General features: G+C 59.6%; 17 protein-coding genes. 3 read left to right on the top strand and 14 right to left on the bottom strand.

The window, feature by feature from the left end; genetic code table 11:
* Window positions 1-161: 161 nt before the first annotated feature.
* The 4 genes from PSFL_RS14140 to PSFL_RS14155 form a co-directional block, all read right to left on the bottom strand.
* Window positions 162-1,274, bottom strand: a complete 1,113-nt coding sequence (locus tag PSFL_RS14140) for a polyamine ABC transporter substrate-binding protein (RefSeq protein ID WP_057440608.1) — start codon at window positions 1,272-1,274, stop codon at window positions 162-164.
* A gap of 178 nt (window positions 1,275-1,452) precedes the next feature.
* A complete protein-coding gene (locus PSFL_RS14145; RefSeq protein WP_057960974.1) occupies window positions 1,453-2,817 on the bottom strand; it encodes an aspartate aminotransferase family protein in 1,365 nt (454 codons plus the stop codon).
* Window positions 2,818-2,872: 55 nt separating this feature from the next.
* The gene (locus PSFL_RS14150) at window positions 2,873-4,231 is read right to left on the bottom strand and encodes a glutamine synthetase family protein (protein WP_029289457.1); all 1,359 of its coding nucleotides are present in this window, start codon (window positions 4,229-4,231) and stop codon (window positions 2,873-2,875) included.
* Between the two features lie 39 nt (window positions 4,232-4,270).
* The gene (locus PSFL_RS14155; RefSeq protein ID WP_115129234.1) at window positions 4,271-5,059 is read right to left on the bottom strand and encodes a gamma-glutamyl-gamma-aminobutyrate hydrolase family protein; all 789 of its coding nucleotides are present in this window, start codon (window positions 5,057-5,059) and stop codon (window positions 4,271-4,273) included.
* Window positions 5,060-5,337: 278 nt separating this feature from the next.
* Between PSFL_RS14155 and PSFL_RS14160 the strand changes: the two genes are divergently transcribed.
* Both PSFL_RS14160 and PSFL_RS14165 read left to right on the top strand, forming a co-directional pair.
* Window positions 5,338-6,714 (top strand): glutamine synthetase family protein, encoded by a 1,377-nt coding sequence (locus tag PSFL_RS14160; protein ID WP_057440427.1) that lies wholly within the window; start codon window positions 5,338-5,340, stop codon window positions 6,712-6,714.
* A 210-nt stretch (window positions 6,715-6,924) separates the two neighbouring features.
* Complete coding sequence (locus tag PSFL_RS14165) at window positions 6,925-7,557, top strand: TetR/AcrR family transcriptional regulator (RefSeq protein ID WP_057440428.1); 633 nt, start codon at window positions 6,925-6,927, stop codon at window positions 7,555-7,557.
* Window positions 7,558-7,663: 106 nt separating this feature from the next.
* On the opposite strand, the gene PSFL_RS14170 is transcribed toward PSFL_RS14165, so the two are convergent.
* The 8 genes from PSFL_RS14170 to PSFL_RS14205 form a co-directional block, all read right to left on the bottom strand.
* A complete protein-coding gene (locus tag PSFL_RS14170) occupies window positions 7,664-7,879 on the bottom strand; it encodes a molybdopterin-binding protein (RefSeq protein WP_003213899.1) in 216 nt (71 codons plus the stop codon).
* Between the two features lie 27 nt (window positions 7,880-7,906).
* Window positions 7,907-8,713 (bottom strand): aliphatic sulfonates ABC transporter ATP-binding protein, encoded by an 807-nt coding sequence (ssuB, locus tag PSFL_RS14175; protein ID WP_115129236.1) that lies wholly within the window; start codon window positions 8,711-8,713, stop codon window positions 7,907-7,909.
* Window positions 8,710-9,498 (bottom strand): aliphatic sulfonate ABC transporter permease SsuC, encoded by a 789-nt coding sequence (ssuC, locus tag PSFL_RS14180; protein WP_029289469.1) that lies wholly within the window; start codon window positions 9,496-9,498, stop codon window positions 8,710-8,712. The genes ssuB and ssuC overlap by 4 nt, the downstream gene beginning before the upstream one ends.
* A gap of 9 nt (window positions 9,499-9,507) precedes the next feature.
* Window positions 9,508-10,656: an FMNH2-dependent alkanesulfonate monooxygenase gene (gene ssuD / locus PSFL_RS14185; RefSeq protein ID WP_057960927.1), complete on the bottom strand. Its 1,149-nt coding sequence runs from the start codon at window positions 10,654-10,656 to the stop codon at window positions 9,508-9,510.
* Window positions 10,657-10,681: 25 nt separating this feature from the next.
* The gene (locus tag PSFL_RS14190) at window positions 10,682-11,650 is read right to left on the bottom strand and encodes a sulfonate ABC transporter substrate-binding protein (RefSeq protein ID WP_057440431.1); all 969 of its coding nucleotides are present in this window, start codon (window positions 11,648-11,650) and stop codon (window positions 10,682-10,684) included.
* Window positions 11,651-11,743: 93 nt separating this feature from the next.
* Window positions 11,744-12,337: an NADPH-dependent FMN reductase gene (ssuE, locus tag PSFL_RS14195; RefSeq protein ID WP_057440432.1), complete on the bottom strand. Its 594-nt coding sequence runs from the start codon at window positions 12,335-12,337 to the stop codon at window positions 11,744-11,746.
* Between the two features lie 316 nt (window positions 12,338-12,653).
* Window positions 12,654-13,292 (bottom strand): peroxiredoxin, encoded by a 639-nt coding sequence (locus PSFL_RS14200; protein ID WP_057440433.1) that lies wholly within the window; start codon window positions 13,290-13,292, stop codon window positions 12,654-12,656.
* 280 nt (window positions 13,293-13,572) lie between these two features.
* On the bottom strand, window positions 13,573-14,898 hold the full coding sequence (locus tag PSFL_RS14205; protein WP_057960930.1) for an OprD family outer membrane porin: 1,326 nt from the start codon (window positions 14,896-14,898) through the stop codon (window positions 13,573-13,575).
* A gap of 369 nt (window positions 14,899-15,267) precedes the next feature.
* Here PSFL_RS14205 and tauA point away from each other — a divergent pair, with 369 nt between their 5' ends.
* The gene (gene tauA / locus PSFL_RS14210) at window positions 15,268-16,254 is read left to right on the top strand and encodes a taurine ABC transporter substrate-binding protein (RefSeq protein ID WP_057440434.1); all 987 of its coding nucleotides are present in this window, start codon (window positions 15,268-15,270) and stop codon (window positions 16,252-16,254) included.
* Between the two features lie 133 nt (window positions 16,255-16,387).
* Here the strand turns inward: tauA and argA are convergent, their stop codons facing one another.
* Both argA and argE read right to left on the bottom strand, forming a co-directional pair.
* Window positions 16,388-17,686 (bottom strand): amino-acid N-acetyltransferase, encoded by a 1,299-nt coding sequence (gene argA / locus PSFL_RS14215; RefSeq protein WP_032858930.1) that lies wholly within the window; start codon window positions 17,684-17,686, stop codon window positions 16,388-16,390.
* A gap of 135 nt (window positions 17,687-17,821) precedes the next feature.
* Window positions 17,822-18,970 carry an acetylornithine deacetylase gene (gene argE / locus PSFL_RS14220; RefSeq protein ID WP_169960088.1) on the bottom strand — a complete coding sequence of 383 codons (1,149 nt, stop codon included), beginning with the start codon at window positions 18,968-18,970 and terminating at the stop codon, window positions 17,822-17,824.
* Window positions 18,971-18,996: the final 26 nt, after the last annotated feature.

Below are 18,996 nucleotides of genomic sequence, written 5' to 3' on the forward strand. Positions count from 1 at the left end.
ATCCGGCAAAGCTTTCTGTCATTTAATGGGTGGGAGCGGGCTTGTGTGGGAGCGAGCTTGCTCGCGAAGGCGGCGTGTCAGCCTGCATATGCCTCTACTGACACGCCGCTTTCGCGAGCAAGCCCGCTCCCATTCAAACCCCCTCCCACACCTATCAAGGCTTATTTACCCGACTTGATCTTGGTCCAGCTGCGCGTCAGCAGGCGCTGGGTAGCGGCCGGCAGATCGCTGATTGCATACAGCTTGGCTTTCACTGCATCCGACGGATAGATGCTCGGGTCACCCGAGATATCCTTGCTCACCAGCGGCGTGGCAGCCTTGTTACCGTTCGGGAAACGTACGCTGTTGGTGATTTCAGCCATGACTTCAGGCTTGAGCAGGTAGTTCATGAACTGGTAGGCGGCGTCCAGGTTCTCGGCATCTTTGGGGATGGCGACCATGTCGTAGAAGCTGCCTGCGCCTTCCTTGGGAATGGCGTAGGAAACTTTAACCTTGCCACCGGCTTCAGCCGCGCGGGATTTGGACTGTTCCAGGTCACCCGAGTAACCCACGGCCACGCAGATGTTGCCGTTGGCCAGGTCCGAGATGTACTTGGAGGAGTGGAAGTAACCCACCGAAGGACGGATCTTGAGGAACAGCGCTTCGGCTTCAGCCAGTTGCTTCTTGTCCTGGCTGTCGGTCGGGTAGCCCAGGTAGTGCAGGGCCACCGGGATCATTTCGGTTGGCGAGTCGAGGAAGCTCACGCCACAGCTTTTGAGTTTTTCGATGTTCTCGGGCTTGAACAGCACATCCCACGAGTCGATCTTGTCGACGCCCAGCGCAGCCTTGACCTTGTCCGGGTTGTAGCCGATGCCGATGGTGCCCCACATGTACGGGAATGCGTGCAGGTTGCCTTTGTCGCTGGCATCACCCACGGCCTTGAGCAGGTCGGTGTCGAGGTTCTTCCAGTTTGGCAGCTTGGACTTGTCCAGCTCCTGATACACACCGGCCTTGATCTGCTTGGCCAGGAAGTTGTTCGACGGTACGACGATGTCGTAGCCGGACTTGCCCGCCAGCAGCTTGGCTTCCAGGGTTTCGTTGCTGTCGAAAACGTCGTACACCACCTTGATGCCGGACTCTTTCTCAAAGTTGGCTACGGTGTCCGGTGCAATGTAGTCGGACCAGTTGTAGACGTGCAGCACTTTGTCGGCAGCCTGGGCCGTGCCTGCCATTGCGCCCATCAGGGACAAGGCCAGGAGGGTCTTGCCGGCGTTCTTCAAACCTAATGCCTTCATTCGGTCATGCTCCAATTTTTCTTTTTTGGGCCACATTTTTCTACGTTTCATGGCCCGTCGAAGGGCGACAAAACAGGGCGACAGTCTGGCAAGTTCAGGGGCCGGCTTTCAACCAAAGCCCCGCATTTATCATTACCCGAATGCAACAGCCGCAGCCGCTGCATCCTGAGCCTAGCACTTAGCCCTGCAATGCCGCCAAAGTCAGGTCCAGGCAATGGCGAGCCTTGGTCACCAGCTCGTCAATCTCGGCCTTGCTGATCACCAGCGGCGGCGAAATGATCATAGTGTCGCCCACGGCGCGCATGATCAGGCCATTTTCGAAGCAGAAGGTGCGGCAGATCATACCCACGCCCTTTCCTTCATAACGCTTGCGCGTGGCCTTGTCCTGGACCAGCTCGATCGCACCCAACATGCCGACACCGCGCACTTCGCCCACCAGCGGATGATCCGCCAGCTCACGTAGACGCTTCTGCAAATACGGTGCCGTTTCGTCATGGACGCGGCTGACAATTTTTTCATCGCGCATGATGCGGATGTTTTCCAGGGCCACCGCAGCAGCCACCGGGTGCCCGGAATAGGTGAAGCCGTGGTTGAAATCGCCGCCTTCGTTGAGCACCGCCACCACTTCGTCGCGCACAATCAGGCCGCCCATGGGGATATAGCCCGAGGTCAGGCCCTTGGCGATGGTCATCATGTCCGGCTTGAGATCGTAGAAATCGCTACCGAACCACTCACCGGTGCGGCCAAAGCCACAGATCACTTCGTCGGCGACAAACAGGATGTCGTACTTGGCGAGGATTTCCTTGATGCGCGGCCAGTAGCTTGCTGGCGGCACGATCACACCGCCGGCGCCCTGGATCGGCTCGGCAATAAAGGCACCGACGTTGTCCACGCCCAGTTCCAGAATTTTCTCTTCCAGTTGGTTAGCGGCCCACACCCCGAACTCTTCAGGGCTCATGTCGCCGCCTTCGCCGAACCAGTACGGCTGGGCGATATGCACGATGCCCGGGATCGGCAAGTCGCCCTGCTCATGCATATAAGTCATGCCGCCCAGGCTGGCGCCGGCCACGGTGGAACCGTGGTAGCCATTCTTGCGGCTGATGATGGTTTTCTTGTTCGGCTGGCCCTTGATCGCCCAGTAGTGGCGGACCATGCGCAACATGGTGTCGTTGCCTTCGGAGCCGGAGCCGGTGAAGAACACGTGGTTCATGCCGGCCGGGGCGATATCGGCGATGGCCTTGGCCAGTTCCAGCACCGGCGGGTGGGCAGTCTGGAAGAACAGGTTGTAGTAAGGCAGTTGTTTCATCTGCTTGGCGGCGGCGTCAGCCAGCTCATCGCGGCCATAACCGATGGCCACACACCATAGGCCGGCCATGCCGTCGAGGATCTTGTTGCCTTCGCTGTCCCACAGGTAAACGCCCTTGGCGTTGGTGATGATGCGCGGGCCTTTCTCTTTCAACTGCTTGAAGTCGCTGAACGGCGCCAGGTGATGATCGTTGCTCAGGGCTTGCCATTCACGGGTTTGCGGGTTGTTGCTGGACATACCAATCTCCAAAAAGTAGGTGAAGGTGCGGCCCATCCTGGCCGCACCCGGCGCATCAGACGGCGAAGAGCAGGAATTCCCGCTCCCACGAACTGATCACGCGCTTGAAGTTTTCATGCTCGGCCCGCTTGACCGCGACGTAGCCAGTGATGAATTTGTGACCCAGGTATTTCTCGATGGTCTTGCTGTTTTCCATGCGTTCCAGTGCATCTTCGATGGTCAACGGCAGGCGCAGGTTGCGTCGCTCGTAGCCACGACCGACCACCGGGGCGCTCGGGCTGATGCCTTCGACCATGCCGATATAACCGCACAGCAGGCTGGCGGCGATGGCCAGGTACGGGTTGGCATCGGCGCCCGGCAGGCGGTTTTCCACGCGGCGGTTCTGCGGGCCGGCATCCGGCACGCGCAGGCCCACGGTGCGGTTCTCTTCACCCCACTCCACGTTCACCGGCGCCGAGGTGTCGGGCAGGAAGCGGCGGAACGAGTTGACGTTGGGCGCAAACAGCGGCAACAGCTCGGGGATGAACTTCTGCAGGCCACCGATGTGGTGCAGGAACAGCTCGCTCTTGGAGCCGTCCTCATTGGAGAACACATTTTTGCCGGTGGCGATATCAATGATGCTCTGGTGCAGGTGCATGGCACTGCCGGGCTCGCCGGTCATCGGCTTGGCCATAAAGGTGGCGGCCACGTTGTGCTTGAGCGCGGCTTCACGCATGGTGCGCTTGAACACCAGGATCTGGTCGGCCAGGGACAGGGCATCGCCGTGACGGAAGTTGATTTCCATCTGCGCCGTGCCGTCCTCGTGGATCAGGGTGTCCAGGTCCAGCTCCTGCAGCTCGCACCAGTCGTAGACGTCTTCGAACAGCGGGTCGAATTCGTTGGCCGCTTCTATAGAGAAGGACTGGCGACCGGTTTCCGGGCGGCCGGAACGGCCAATCGGCGGTTGCAACGGGAAGTCCGGGTCTTCGCAGCGCTTGGTCAGGTAGAACTCCATCTCCGGCGCCACGATGGGCTGCCAGCCTTTGTCGGCGTAGAGCTTGAGGACTTTCTTGAGCACGTTGCGCGGCGACAGCTCGATCGGGTTGCCTTGCTTGTCGTAGGTGTCGTGGATCACCTGGGCGGTGGGCTCGATGGCCCAGGGCACCAGGAACACCGCGTTCTGGTCGGGACGGCAGATCATGTCGATGTCGGCCGGGTCGAGCAATTCGTAATAGATGTCGTCTTCGACATAGTCGCCGGTCACGGTCTGCAACAGAACGCTCTCGGGCAGGCGCATGCCTTTTTCGGCAATGAACTTGTTGGTCGGCGAGATCTTGCCCCGGGTGATCCCCGTGAGGTCGCCAATCATGCATTCGACTTCTGTGATCTTGTGGTCTTTCAACCAATCGGTGAGCTGGTCGAGGTTGTTACTCATAAATGCCTCTGGGCTGGGTTTCCTGACATCCATTAAAGGTCAGGCGTTGTTTGACGCGTGTGCGTCTCTTTGTTTCGCCCGCGTTCGGCAGGCATCGCCAAATGCCTGGAAGATCGCGAGGTAGTACGGGTTGGAGCTTACCTGCCATTCGGGGTGCCATTGCACTCCTAATGCAAAAGCGTCTGCAAATGCCTTGCCTTGTTTGAGCGAAAAAGCCTCGATCAGGCCATCCGGCGCGGTCGCTTCGACCTGCAGGCCCGGCGCCAGGCGCTCAACGCCCTGGCTGTGGATCGAATTGACCTGGATCGTGGCCGGCAAGCCCAGGCCCGCCAATACCCCGCCCGGCGTGATCGCCACGGCGTGCGCCGGACCGTACTGGATGTCCAGCGGCTGGGTATCGTCTTCGCGGTGATCAAGCATACCCGGCAACTCATGAACCTTCTGGTGCAGACTGCCGCCCAGGGCCACGTTCATTTCCTGGAAGCCCCGGCAGATCCCCAGCACCGGCACACCTGCGGCAATCGCAGCACGAATCAGCGGCAGGGTGCTCTGGTCCCGTGCAGGATCATGAGCAGTCCCGGGCGCGCTGGCCGGACCGTCGTAATGAAAGGGTTCGATATTGGAAGGGGAGCCGGTAAAGAGAATGCCATCCAGACCGTCAAGAATATTGGCCGGTTCGAACAGCTCCGCCAGGGACGGAATAATCAATGGCAGGCCCTTGGCAGCGACTGCCACGGCGCGGACGTATTTGTCGCCACTGATGTGATAAGCATGCAGACCAACCTGTTTGGAGCAGGCGGTGACGCCGATTAACGGCAGGCCAGACATGAAGCACCCCGGTATTATTGCTGTTATGGGTTTGAATCGAGCTTAGCCTTGTTCATTTTTTTACACAACACCCCCGTAAAAAATACAACACGGCCCGCTCAAGCCTGCTAGTCCCAAGCCGGTCAAACTGGCAAAACTGCCCAAAAAAGCCGCAAAAAACCCCTCAAGGCGCTTTTTTAGGGCAAAAAAGGCCTCGCTTGACTTCGGCAAGCCGTTCGGGTTGACTGAAACCAGAAAAGATCAATGATTGATATTTTTAACAACAAAGGTGTTGCATCATGTCGGTACCCCCGCGTGCCGTTCAGCTTAACGAAGCGAACGCGTTCCTTAAGGATCATCCTGAGGTTCTGTACGTAGACCTTCTAATTGCGGATATGAATGGTGTGGTGCGCGGTAAGCGCATCGAACGCACCAGCCTCCACAAGGTTTACGAGAAAGGCATCAACTTGCCGGCCTCTTTATTTGCCCTGGATATCAATGGCTCAACGGTGGAAAGCACCGGCCTGGGTCTGGACATCGGTGATGCTGACCGAATCTGTTATCCAATCCCCGACACACTGTGCAATGAACCCTGGCAAAAGCGCCCTACCGCGCAACTGCTGATGACCATGCACGAACTTGAAGGTGAACCTTTCTTCGCCGATCCGCGCGAAGTGCTCCGCCAAGTTGTAACCAAGTTTGACGACATGGGCCTGACCATCTGCGCCGCCTTCGAGCTTGAGTTCTACCTGATCGACCAGGAGAACGTGAACGGCCGGCCACAACCTCCCCGCTCGCCGATTTCCGGCAAACGCCCGCACTCGACACAGGTCTACCTGATCGACGACCTCGACGAATACGTCGACTGCCTCCAGGACATTCTGGAAGGTGCCAAAGAGCAAGGCATCCCGGCTGACGCCATCGTCAAGGAAAGTGCCCCGGCGCAGTTCGAAGTGAACCTGCACCACGTCGCCGACCCGATCAAGGCGTGCGACTACGCGGTACTGCTCAAGCGTTTGATCAAGAACATTGCCTACGACCATGAGATGGACACCACCTTCATGGCCAAGCCTTACCCAGGCCAGGCCGGCAATGGTTTGCACGTGCATATTTCGATCCTGGACAAAGACGGCAAGAACATCTTTGCCAGCGAGGATCCCGAGCAGAACGCCGCATTGCGTCACGCGATCGGCGGTGTGCTGGAGACCCTGCCTGCACAAATGGCCTTCCTGTGCCCCAACGTCAACTCCTACCGTCGTTTCGGCGCACAGTTCTACGTGCCGAACTCGCCGTGCTGGGGCCTGGACAACCGCACCGTGGCGATTCGCGTACCGACCGGCTCGTCCGACGCCGTCCGTATCGAACACCGTGTGGCCGGCGCCGATGCCAACCCTTACCTGCTGATGGCTTCGGTCCTGGCGGGCGTGCACCACGGTCTGACCAACAAGATCGAACCTGGCGCACCGGTGGAAGGCAACAGCTACGAGCAGAACGAGCAAAGCCTGCCGAACAACCTGCGCGATGCCCTGCGCGAGTTGGACGACAGCGAGGTGATGGCCAAGTACATCGACCCGAAATACATCGATATCTTCGTCGCCTGTAAGGAAAGTGAGCTGGAGGAGTTTGAACACTCCATCTCCGACCTTGAGTACAACTGGTACCTGCATACCGTGTAAGCGGATGCTGCAATAAATGAACGCTGCAGGCTTATGGCCTGCGGCGTTTTTTATGGCCTGCTATCTCGTTCCTACGCTCTGCGTGGGAATGCAGCCCGTGATGCTCTGCGTCACAACAGCGGACGCAGAGCGTCCTAAGAGGCGTGCCCACGCAGAGCGTGGGAACGATCAAGGTCGCGTACAATGCCCGCTGCCCTGTAGGAGACATCCATGACCCGCCCCGCCGCCCCTCGCAAACCCCGCGCCCGCAGCCAGGCCCGGATCGACGCGATCCTCGATGCTGCCCGCACCCTGCTGGCCGCCGAAGGCGTGGCCAGTCTGTCGATCTACAGCGTGGCCGAACGGGCGCAGATTCCGCCGTCATCGGTGTATCACTTTTTCGCCAGCGTCCCGGCCTTGCTCGAAGCCCTGACCGCTGACATTCACGCCGCCTTCCGCGCCGCGCTGCAAGCGCCGATCGACCACGACAGCCTGCACCACTGGCGCGACCTGTCGCGCCTGGTGGAGTTGCGCATGCTGGCGATCTACAGCAAGGACGCCGCCGCCCGCCAACTGATCCTCGCCCAGCACGGCCTCACCGAAGTGACCCAGGCCGACCGCCAGCATGACCTGGAGTTGGGGGACTTGATGCAGCAAGTGTTCAACCGCCACTTTGAAGTGCCGGTGCTGCCGGCGGATGTGGACGTGTTTGCCCTGGCGCTGGAGCTGAGCGACCGCGTGTATGCACGCTCGGTGCATCAGCATGGGCAGATCACCCCGCGCATGGCGGAGGAAGGGATGCGGGTGTTTGATGCGTATGTGGGGCTTTATTTGCCGGTGTTTTTGCCCAAGCGCCCTCAATGATCGTTCCCACGCTCTGCGTGGGAACGCCTCATAGGACGCTCTGCGTCCGCTCTTGTGACGCAGAGCGTCACGGGGTGCATTCCCACGCGGAGCGTGGGAGCGATCATCACAGTTTAGCGATCGACACCTCGGTGGATTTCACAAAGGCAATCACTTCACTGCCAATCACCAGCTCCAGCTCTTTCACCGAGCGGGTGGTGATCACCGACGTGACGATGCCGGACGCGGTCTGCACGTCGATTTCCGACAGTACGTCGCCTTCGACGATTTCCTTGATGGTGCCTTTGAACTGGTTACGCACGTTGATCGCTTTAATAGTCATGGTGTTATTCCTCAAGGGACAAGTGAGTTAGTGCGCCCAACGCAACTGCGTAGGCAACGGTGAAACAGGTTCCGGCTCAGGCGGCGTGCCGGGCAGTGACAGCACACGGTTAAGCACTTCGGTTTCCAGGGCCGCCAGGCGATGGGAGCCACGGACCCGCGGGCGCGGTAGTTCGACGTGCAGGTCGAGGCCGATTTCGCCGTCTTCGATCAGGATCACCCGGTCGGCAATGGCCACGGCTTCGCTGACGTCATGGGTCACCAGCAACACGGTAAAGCCGTGTTTGCGCCACAGGTTCTCGATCAGTTGCTGCATCTCGATCCGGGTCAGGGCATCCAGCGCGCCCAAGGGTTCATCCAGCAGCAACAAGCGCGGTTGGTGAATCAAGGCGCGGGCCAGGGCCACCCGTTGTTTCTGGCCACCGGACAACGCCGCTGGCCATTCATCGGCACGCTCGGCCAGGCCGACCGCTTCCAACGCCTCCAGGGCCTGGGGTCGCCAGTTGCCCTTAAGGCCCAGGCCGACGTTATCAATGATCTTTTTCCACGGCAGCAGGCGCGCTTCCTGGAACATCAGCCGCGTGTCTTCCAGGGCTTCGCTCAACGCTGCAGAGCCGGCCAGCAACTCGCCGCTGCTGGCTTCATCCAGGCCGGCCAGCAGGCGCAGCAAGGTACTTTTGCCGCAGCCACTGCGCCCGACCACGGCGACAAATTGACCCGCCGGAATATGCAGGTCGATGCCCTTGAGCACTTCCCGCGCGCCAAATGCCTTGCGCAACGTGCGCACTGCCAGCGGGATGCCCCGCAGCAGACGTGGAGGTTGTTGGGCGGTCATGCCGCACCTCCTTTATGCACTTGATAGGCCGGATGCCAGCGCAGCCAAACCCGCTCCAGGCCACGCGCGGCAAGGTCCGCCAACTTGCCGAGTACCGCGTACAGCACAATCGCCAGCACCACCACGTCAGTTTGCAGGAACTCCCGGGCATTCATCGCCAGGTAGCCAATACCGGAACTGGCAGAGATGGTTTCCGCAACGATCAGCGTCAGCCACATAAAGCCCAGGGCAAAACGCACCCCCACCAGGATCGAGGGCAAGGCCCCGGGCAGGATCACCTGGCGAAACAGGCTGAAGCCCGACAAACCATAACTGCGTGCCATCTCCACCAGCGCCGGGTCGACGTTGCGGATACCGTGATAGGTGTTGAGGTAGATCGGGAACAGCGTGCCGAGGGCGACCAGGAAAATCTTCGCCGTTTCATCAATGCCAAACCACAGAATCACCAGCGGGATCAGCGCCAGGTGCGGCACGTTGCGAATCATCTGCACCGAGCTGTCCAGCAGGCGCTCACCCCATTTCGACAGGCCGGTGATAAACCCCAGGGCCAGGCCGATGCCGCCGCCGATCACAAAACCGAGGCCGGCGCGCCAGCCGCTGATGGCCAGGTGCGTCCAGATTTCACCGCTGCTGACCAGGTGCACCCCGGCTGCAATCACCGCGCTGGGGGCCGGCAGAATCCGTGTCGACAACCAGCCCGCCGACACCGACAACTGCCACACCGCCAGCAACAGGATCGGCAGCGCCCACGGTGCCAGTCGATGCAAAATCCGTTGACTGTTCATGACGGCGCCTCAGCTCTGCGACGCGGCTTTGGGAAGAATGTCGTTGGCCACCATTTCGCCAAACGGGCTGACGTAGCCGGCGCTTTTCGGCAGCTCGGGACGTTCGATATCCAGGTGCGGGAACAGCAGCTCCGCGACCCGGTACGACTCTTCCAGGTGGGGATAGCCGGAGAAGATAAAGGTGTCGATGCCCAGGTCCGCGTACTCCTTGACCCGCGCCGCCACGGTCGGCCCGTCGCCCACCAGCGCCGTGCCGGCACCGCCGCGTACCAGGCCGACGCCGGCCCACAGGTTGGGGCTGACTTCGAGGTTGTCGCGACTGCCACCATGCAGGGCGGCCATGCGTTGCTGGCCCACCGAATCAAAGCGCGCCAGGGATGCCTGGGCTCGCGCAATGGTGTCGTCGTCCAGATGGGAGATCAGTTTGTCGGCGGCTTTCCATGCCTCCTCGTTGGTTTCACGCACGATCACATGCAGGCGAATACCGAAGCGCACAGTGCGCCCGAGCTTGGCCGCCTTGGCCCGCACCTGTTCGATTTTTTCCGCCACCGCAGCCGGCGGTTCGCCCCAGGTCAGGACCATTTCCACTTGTTCGGCTGCCAGGTCCTGGGCCGCTTCGGAAGATCCGCCGAAGTACAGCGGCGGCCGAGGTTGCTGGATCGGCGGGTACAGCAGCTTGGCGCCTTTGACGCTGATGTGCTGGCCGTCGTAGTCCACGGTTTCGCCTTCCAGCACGCGACGCCAGATGCGGGTGAATTCCACCGAGGCCTGGTAACGCTCCTCATGGCTGAGGAACAGACCGTCGCCGGCCAACTCCTCCGGATCACCGCCGGTCACCAGGTTGAACAGCGCCCGGCCACCGGACAGCCGGTCCAGGGTCGCCGCCTGCCGCGCCGCCACCGTCGGGGAAATGATCCCGGGGCGCAGAGCGACAAGAAACTTCAAACGCTGGGTCACCGGGATCAACGAGGCGGCCACCAGCCACGAGTCTTCGCAGGAGCGTCCGGTAGGGATCAACACCCCGCCAAAGCCCAGGCGATCAGCGGCCTGGGCCACCTGTTGCAGATAACCGTGATCCACGGCGCGAGCGCCTTCAGCGGTGCCCAGATAATGGCCGTCGCCATGGGTAGGCAGGAACCAGAAAATAGTGAGGCTCATGGAGTTGTCTCCTGAAGAAATCGGATTACGGCGCTTTGGCAACGCTCGCAGGTGGCGTCCAGATCACGTCCTTGATGCTCAAGGGCTTGGGAATCAATTTGAGTTGGTAGAAGCTGTCGGCGATTTTCTGCTGGGCGGCGACCACTGCCGGGGTCAGAAACAGCGCGCCGTAGCCTTGGCGCTTCACCGAAGTCAGGGTGATGTCCGCCGGCAGGCCGAGCAGCGGTGCGACTTGCTCAGTGACTTCCTGGGGGTTGGCCTTGGACCATTCGCCCACGGCGCGCACTTCCTCAATCAGCGCCTTGATCACCTCGGGGTGTTTTTCGGTGTAAGGCTTGGTGGCCAGGTAGAACTGGTGGTTATCGGCAATGCCGGTGGCGTCACGCAGGGTGCGGGCTTGCAGTTGCTTCTCGGCAGCCGCCTGGTACGGGTCCCAGATGACCCAGGCGTCGACACTGCCACGCTCGAAGGCGGCACGGGCGTCGGCGGGTGGCAGGAATACGGTCTGTACGTCGGTGTATTTCAGGCCCGCGTCTTCCAGGGCGCGCACCAGCAGGTAATGCACGTTGGAGCCCTTATTGAGCACGACTTTCTTGCCCTTGAGCTCGGCCACCGATGTGATCGGCGAGTCCTTGGGTACCAGGATGGCTTCGCTGGTCGGCGCTGGCGGTTCGTAGGCGACGTAGAGCAGATCGGCACCGGCGGCCTGGGCGAACACTGGCGGAGTCTCGCCGGTGACGCCAAAGTCGATGGAGCCCACATTCAGCCCTTCAAGCAACTGCGGGCCACCGGGAAATTCGGTCCACTGCACGTTCACGCCCTGGTCCGCCAGGCGTTTTTCCAGGGTGCCCTTGGCTTTGAGCAGCACCAGGGTGCCGTACTTCTGATAACCGATCCGCAGGGTTTCTGCGGCTTGGGCTTGAACAATGGCGCCGAAGGACACAGCCGCAGCAAACAGTGCGACCAGGCCCCGACGCAAGATGACAGTGCGCATGGCGCTCTCCAAATTGACGATGAGGATTGTGGCTGCACCTGCTTGGCCGTTGGCGGCTGAGTAAGGTGAGGGTTTCTGGTATTCGGGTTCGGCTTAGATGCTCCAGCGAGCACTCAACAAACGTTCATTCAACACATGGGGGTCCAGCGGTTGCGGGCGGCGAGCCATGGCGCTGTAGAACTGCTCCAGGGCTTCGCTCAAGCGTTGCTCAAGGATCGGCACCAACTGCGCCTGGGCACTGCCTTCGCCGTAGGCGATCTGGCTGTCTTCGGCAAAAATCCCGTGCAGCAGCTCCTGGGCTTTCAGCGCCGACAGTACTGGTTTCAAGGCGTAATCCACTGCCAGCATGTGGGCAATGCTGCCGCCGGTGGCCATGGGCAACACCACTTTGTGGGCCAGGGCCCGTTCCGGCAGCAGGTCGAGGACGGTTTTCAACGCGCCGGAAAACGAGGCCTTGTACACCGGCGTGGCAATCACCAGACCATCGGCATTGGCCACTTGGGCCAGCAGGTCGAGCACCTTCGGGCTGTCAAAGCGGGCATACAGCAAATCTTCGGCCGGGAAGTCCCGCACCTGATAACTCACCACTTCCACGCCTTGCTGCTGCAACCAGCGCCGGGAATGATCCAGCAAGACCCCGGAGCGGGAACGCTGACTGGGACTGCCACCAAGTGTTACGACCAGCATCTGGAGTTTCCTTGAGCAAGTGTCGGCGGTTCGCAGTGCAGCGATGGCGCCAAGATGGAACAGACCATATCAGCAGATTTATATATCTATAAATCTTATTTATTCATTTGTTTATTCTTAAATTGCATATGAGAAAGAGCATTCGGCGGGCGAAAAAAAAGGCCGTCGAAACGGCCTGAAAACCCCTGCTATGTGAGTCCTGAAATGCGATTAACTTGTGGGAGCGGGCTTGCTCGCGATTGCGGCGTATCAGTCAGCACATTTCTTGCTGAACCACCGCATTCGCGAGCAAGCCCGCTCCCACATTGGATTCGGGTTACCGGTTGGGCTGTGGGGTCAGCCGCAGATAGGGCTTAACCGCACGATAGCCCTTGGGAAAGCGTTTCTTGATCTCTTCCTCATCCTTGAGCGAAGGCACGATCACCACCTCATCACCGTCCTGCCAGTTGGCCGGCGTCGCGACCTTGTAGTTGTCGGTCAGCTGCAGCGAGTCAATGACCCGCAGGATTTCGTGAAAATTACGCCCGGTGCTGGCCGGGTAGGTGATGGTCAGGCGAATCTTTTTGTTCGGGTCGATCACGAACAGCGAACGCACAGTAAGCGTGTCATTGGCATTGGGATGGATCAGGTCGTACAGGTCCGAGACCTTGCGGTCGGCATCGGCCAGGATCGGGAAGTTGACGACGGTGTGCTGGGTCTCGTTGATGTCCTCGATCCACTTGTGGTGGGAGTCCACCGGATCCACCGACAGGGCAATGGCCTTGACCCCACGGTTGGCGAACTCGTCCTTGAGCTTGGCGGTAAAACCCAGCTCGGTGGTGCACACCGGGGTGAAGTCCGCCGGGTGGGAAAACAACACACCCCAGCTGTCGCCCAGCCACTCGTGGAAACGAATCTTGCCAGCGCTGGAATCCTGTTCAAAGTCGGGGGCGATATCGCCCAGTCTGAGGCTCATGGTGTGGCTCCTGATGAGTGCTTATGGGAACCACTGTGCCTGTGCTGAATAATTTTTAAAAAGAATAAATATCAATTTATTTAGACGATAAAGGAATATTAAAAGTCTGTTCACTGGACCGCGGCAGAGGCGTAGACCAACATGCACCCAAGGTTCGAGAAGGCCTTGAGACGCTGTAAAAAAGAGGGATTCAGGAAGGGCTTGCGGGGGTGAGCCTGACTTGTGCAAAACGAGCAAAAAAAAACCTCGCGTTTATCGCGAGGTTTTTTCTTAACTTGGCTTACAGGAAGCTGTAAGTGTAGTTAAAGATCAGACGAGTCTGATCCTGATCCTGAATGCCGGTACCGCTACCGCGGTAGACACCATGACGCAGCGTAGTACCGAAACCTTTCAGCGCGCCCTGTTGAATGGTGTAGTCGACACGCATATCGCGTTCCCACTCGGACTGATCGCTGCCACCGTTCTTGGCTTTGATGTTGTCGCCATGCAGGTAAGCAATCGAGGTTTTCAAACCTGGAACGCCCAATGCAGCGAAGTCATAGGAGTACTGGCCGAAGGTGGTGTTTTCACCCGCACGTACGAAGGAGTTGATCATGCTGTCGGTGAAGAGGTAGAAACTGGAACCCCCGGCACCTTCGTTACGGCCATTGCCGTCAACCACACCGCCCTGGTTCAACCAAACGAAACCGCCGTCATCGTTGACACGCTGGTGACCGACCATGAACGCGCTGCCACCCAGGGAGTAGGTGAACATGGCGCTCCAGGTTTTGTTATTAACCTCGCCAGCATCCTTCGCGTAACCACCATTGTTGTTGAACTGGTAGCCAGCCTGACCGTTCTTACCGTCGGAGCTGCTATCGAAGTAGCGCACGTCGGTTTTGAACGACTGGCCTTCGGTGATCGGGTAGACGTGAACCAGACCCAGGAAGTGCTGCTTATAGAAGTCTTCCAGGTTGGCGTAGTAGTACTGCAAGGTCAGGTCTTTGGTGACCTTCCAGTCAGCACCACCATAACGGAACTGGTTGCTTTCCTGACTAGCACCGGCAACAGACAGGCCCGTGCTGTTGGTCGAAGCACGCCCGGTAGCGTGCTCAAGCTGACCGGCGTTGAACGTTACATTGTCGATTTCTTTGGAGGTGATAGTGCCACCGTCAAAGGTTTGTGGCAGCAGACGACCATCGCTTGCGATCACGACCGGCAGGTTTGGCGCCAGAGCGCCACCCAGGTGGGCTTCGGTCTTGGAGAAGCGAGCTTTTACGTTGGCGCTTGCGCTGCTCCAACTGCTCACGGCCGAACCGTCGGTGTCGCTTGGAACAAAGGAGTTGCTGTCTGGGTGGTGACCACGGCCACCGTCCAGGTGAAAGCCGACCAATGCCTGGGCATCGATACCAAAGCCAACTGTGCCCTCAGTGAAACCAGACTGGACGTTGAACTTCAGGCCAGTGGCCGTTTCGCGCTGGTCAGCACCGCCTTCGCGTTGATCGTTATCAAAATACAGGGTCCGAGAACTGACGGATGCCTTGGTGTCTTCAACAAAACCAGCGGCGCCTGCTTGCTGAGCCAAAACCCCAGCCGCGATGGCGAACGCCAATGTGGACTTCTTCATGTACCGCTCCTCTCGTTTCTAATTTTTGTAGTTCTTTGGTCTCGGGTCTGACGCCCTCGATCCACAGATGCGCGATTAGCGCCAGATAGTGACTGACAAGTCAATCGTAACCTTGTGTGTCTACTACTTTCGTCTAACCGCAGTTGATTTGGTCCTTGCAGGGTAATGAGTTTTTCATACACCCAAAAAGAATTATTTCATCCTTTTTCATACCATTCAGGAATAACACCTTCCATGGAGCAACCAGCCCGCAGTGGGGTATCGCTCCATAAGCTAATTCCTAAAGGGTATTTGTTGGCCATTTTTTAGATCGTTTAGTGTGAGCAGAATCCCGCACACGTCACTCACGATCAAAAAGGCGACGCCATCATGGCCAAACGCGCATCCTCTAGTCAATTTGTTACAGTTTTACTATCGCTTACACTTTCTATTGGCGTGCAGGCAGCCAACCTCACCATCGGCTACCAGACCGGCATCGATCCGAGCAAAGTGCCCCAGGCCGATGGCCTTTACGAACAAGCCATTGGCGAGAAAATCGACTGGCGCCGCTTCAACAGTGGCCCGGAAGTCATCACCGCGATTGCCTCAGGCGATGTGCAGATCGGCAATCTCGGCTCCAGCCCGTTGGCGGCCGCCGCATCCCGTAATCTACCCATTGTGGCGTTCATCGTATCGGCTCAAATCAATAGTTCTGAAGCTTTGGTAGTGCGTAACGGTAGCCAAATTGACGCACCCAAGGACCTGATCGGCAAAACCATTGCCACTCCTTTTGTCTCCACATCCCACTACAGCCTGCTCGGGGCCTTGAAACACTGGGGCCTGGACACCCGCCAGGTGAAAGTGGTGAACCTGCAACCGGCGCAAATTGCCGCAGCCTGGAAACGCGGGGATATCGACGGCGCCTTTGTCTGGTCGCCGGCCCTGGGAGAAATCCGCAAGACCGGCAAGACGTTGACCGACGCCACCGAGGTGGGCCAATGGGGCGCGCCGACGTTCGAGGTGTGGGTAGTGCGCAAGGACTTTGCCGAGAAACATCCGGAGGTCGTGGCCAAGTTTGCCAAGATCACCCTGGATTCGTTTGCCGACTATGCAGCCAATAAAAGCAGCTGGACGGTGGATTCCGCCCCGGTGCAAAAGATCGCCCGGTTGACCGGCGCAAACGCCGCAGACATCCCCGAACTGCTGGAAGGCAGCACCTTCCCCGATGCACAGGCGCAGCGAACCGACGCCTTGCTCAATGGTGGGACAGCCAAGGCCATTGGGGAGACGGCGAAGTTTCTTAAGGAACAAGGGAAAGTAGAGACCGTGTTACCGGACTATTCGGCCTATGTGACCGGAAAATTCATCAAAGAATAAACCCGGACAAAGAATGTGGGAGCGGGCTTGCTTGCGAAGGCAGTGTGCCAGTCAATAAATGCGCTGACTGACACACTGCCTTCGCGAGCAAACCCGCTCCCACATTAGGTATTGGGTGTACCGAATACCGTGTTTACAGGGTCTTTTCGAAGATCTTCGAGTTACGCTGGAAGTTGTACAACGAGGCCCGCGCCGACGGCAGGCGATCCACGCTGCTCGGCACAAAGCCGCGCTCGCGGAACCAGTGGGCGGTGCGGGTCGTCAGCACGAACAAGGTCTTCAAGCCTTGGGTGCGGGCGCGGGTTTCGATGCGCTCCAACAGCTCATCGCCACGGCCGCCATGGCGATACTCCGGATTGACCGCCAGGCACGCCAGTTCGCCAGCATCCGAGTCGGCAATCGGGTACAGCGCAGCGCAGGCGATGATCATGCCTTCGCGTTCCACTACGCTGAATTGCTCGATTTCCCGCTCCAGCACTTCCCGGGAGCGGCGTACCAGAATGCCCTGTTCTTCCAGCGGGCTGATCAGGTCCAGCAAGCCGCCGACATCTTCAATCGCCGCCTCACGCACCAGCTCGAACTGCTCCTGGGCCACCAGCGTACCGCCGCCGTCGCGGGTAAAAAGCTCGGTCAACAGCGCACCGTCCTCGACATAACTGACGATATGGCTGCGCCCTACGCCCCCACGACAGGCCTCGGCCGCCGCATCCAGCAGTTCGGCCTGGTAATTGTTGCCCAGGCGCTGCAGGTGCGCCGGTACTTGTTGGGGACGCAGTTCGCGCACCAGCCGGCCGTTTTCGTCGATCAGGCCCAGGTCTGCGCCAAACAGCAGCAACTTGTCGGCGCCCAGGTCGATGGCAGCGCGGGTGGCCACATCTTCACAGGCCAGGTTGAAAATCTCCCCGGTCGGCGAATAGCCCAGGGGCGACAGGACGACAATGGAGCGTTCGTCGAGCAGGCGATTGATACCCTTGCGGTCGACCCGGCGCACTTCGCCGGTGTGGTGGTAGTCGATGCCGTCCAGCACGCCGATAGGCCGCGCGGTCACCAGGTTGCCACTGGCCACCCGCAGGCGCGAGCCCTGCATCGGCGAGGACGCCATGTCCATGGACAGCCGCGCTTCGATAGCGATACGCAGGTGGCCGACCGCGTCGATCACGCACTCCAGGGTCGCGGCATCGGTGATGCGCATCCCATCGTGGTAATGCGGGGTCAGGCCGCGAGCGGCGAGGCGGGTTTCGATTTGCGGGCGCGAACCATGCACCAGTACCAGGCGCACGCCGAGGCTGTGCAGCAGCACCAGGTCATGGACGATATTGCCGAAGTTGGGGTGATCTACACCATCACCCGGCAGCATGACCACAAAGGTGCAGTCACGGTGGGCATTGATGTAGGGCGAAGCGTGACGAAGCCAATTGACGTATTCGGGCATAAAACCTGGGCCTGTAATAAAAAGCAGCCAAAAAAGGATGAATCGCTAAACGCACAGCGGGCTGATGGTTATCGTCGGAACAGGCTTGGCGACACGCTCGCTCTCCTTTTAAGTACGGGATGCAATGGGGTTAATTTATGCAGGCTTGAGGCAGTAATGTTCAATCAATTCCCGCAATAGACGCACTGTAGGCGTCAAGCGTGACATTTCAAGGTACTCGCCCGGCTGGTGGGCGCAGGCGATGTCCCCAGGGCCGAGTACCAGGGTTTCACAACCAAGGCGCTGAAGATAAGGCGCTTCAGTGCCGAACGCTACTGCTTCGGCACGATGACCGGTCAATCGTTCCGCGACCCGCACCAGTTCGGCGTCTTCAGGCTGCTCGAAGGGCGGCACTTCGGGGAACAGCGGCGCGTAGTCGATCTGCACCTGATGGCGCTCGGCGATGGGCCGCAGTTTCTGGCGGATGGCCTCGCGCAACACCTGGGGATCCATGCCGGGCAAGGGCCGCAGGTCGAACTCCAGGGAGCACTGGCCGCAAATGCGGTTGGGGTTATCGCCGCCGTGGATGCAGCCAAAATTCAAGGTCGGCTGGGGCACGCTGAACTGTGGGTTGCGGTACTCCCGCTGCCAGGCCAGGCGCAGGCCGCGCAGCTCACCCATGGCGTCATGCATGGCTTCAAGGGCGCTGTGGCCCAGGCTCGGGTCCGACGAATGGCCACTGCGGCCGAGGATATCAATGCGCTCCATCATCACGCCTTTGTGCAGGCGGATCGGCTTGAGGCCTGTGGGCTCGCCAATCACCGCGGCACGCCCCAGCGGGCGTCCGGCTGCAGCCAGGGCGCGGGCGCCGGCCATGGAGCTTTCTTCATCACAGGTGGCGAGAATCAGCAGCGGCTGCTTGAACGGTTGATCCAACAGCGGCAGGACCGCTTCGATGGCCAGCGCGAAAAACCCCTTCATGTCGCAACTACCCAGCCCTACCCAACGGCCGTCGACTTCCGTCAGCTTCAGCGGATCGGTCTGCCACAGCGCTTCGTCGTACGGCACCGTATCGCTGTGCCCCGCCAGCACCAGGCCACCGGGGCCGCTGCCGAAGCTGGCCAACAGATTGAATTTGCCGGGGCTGACTTGCTGGATATCGCAGGCAAAACCCAGGTCGCCAAGCCAGGTGGCAAGCAAGTCGATCACCGGGCGGTTGGTCTGGTCGAGAGACGCTTGGGTACAACTGACAGAGGGCGCGGCAATCAGGGCGGCAAATTGTTCTTTCATGGACGGTAAAGGCATGCGCTGTCTCTCAACTTCCACAGATG

The organism is Pseudomonas sp. DD1, assembly GCF_044510355.1.
Lineage (GTDB): Bacteria > Pseudomonadota > Gammaproteobacteria > Pseudomonadales > Pseudomonadaceae > Aquipseudomonas > Aquipseudomonas shahriarae.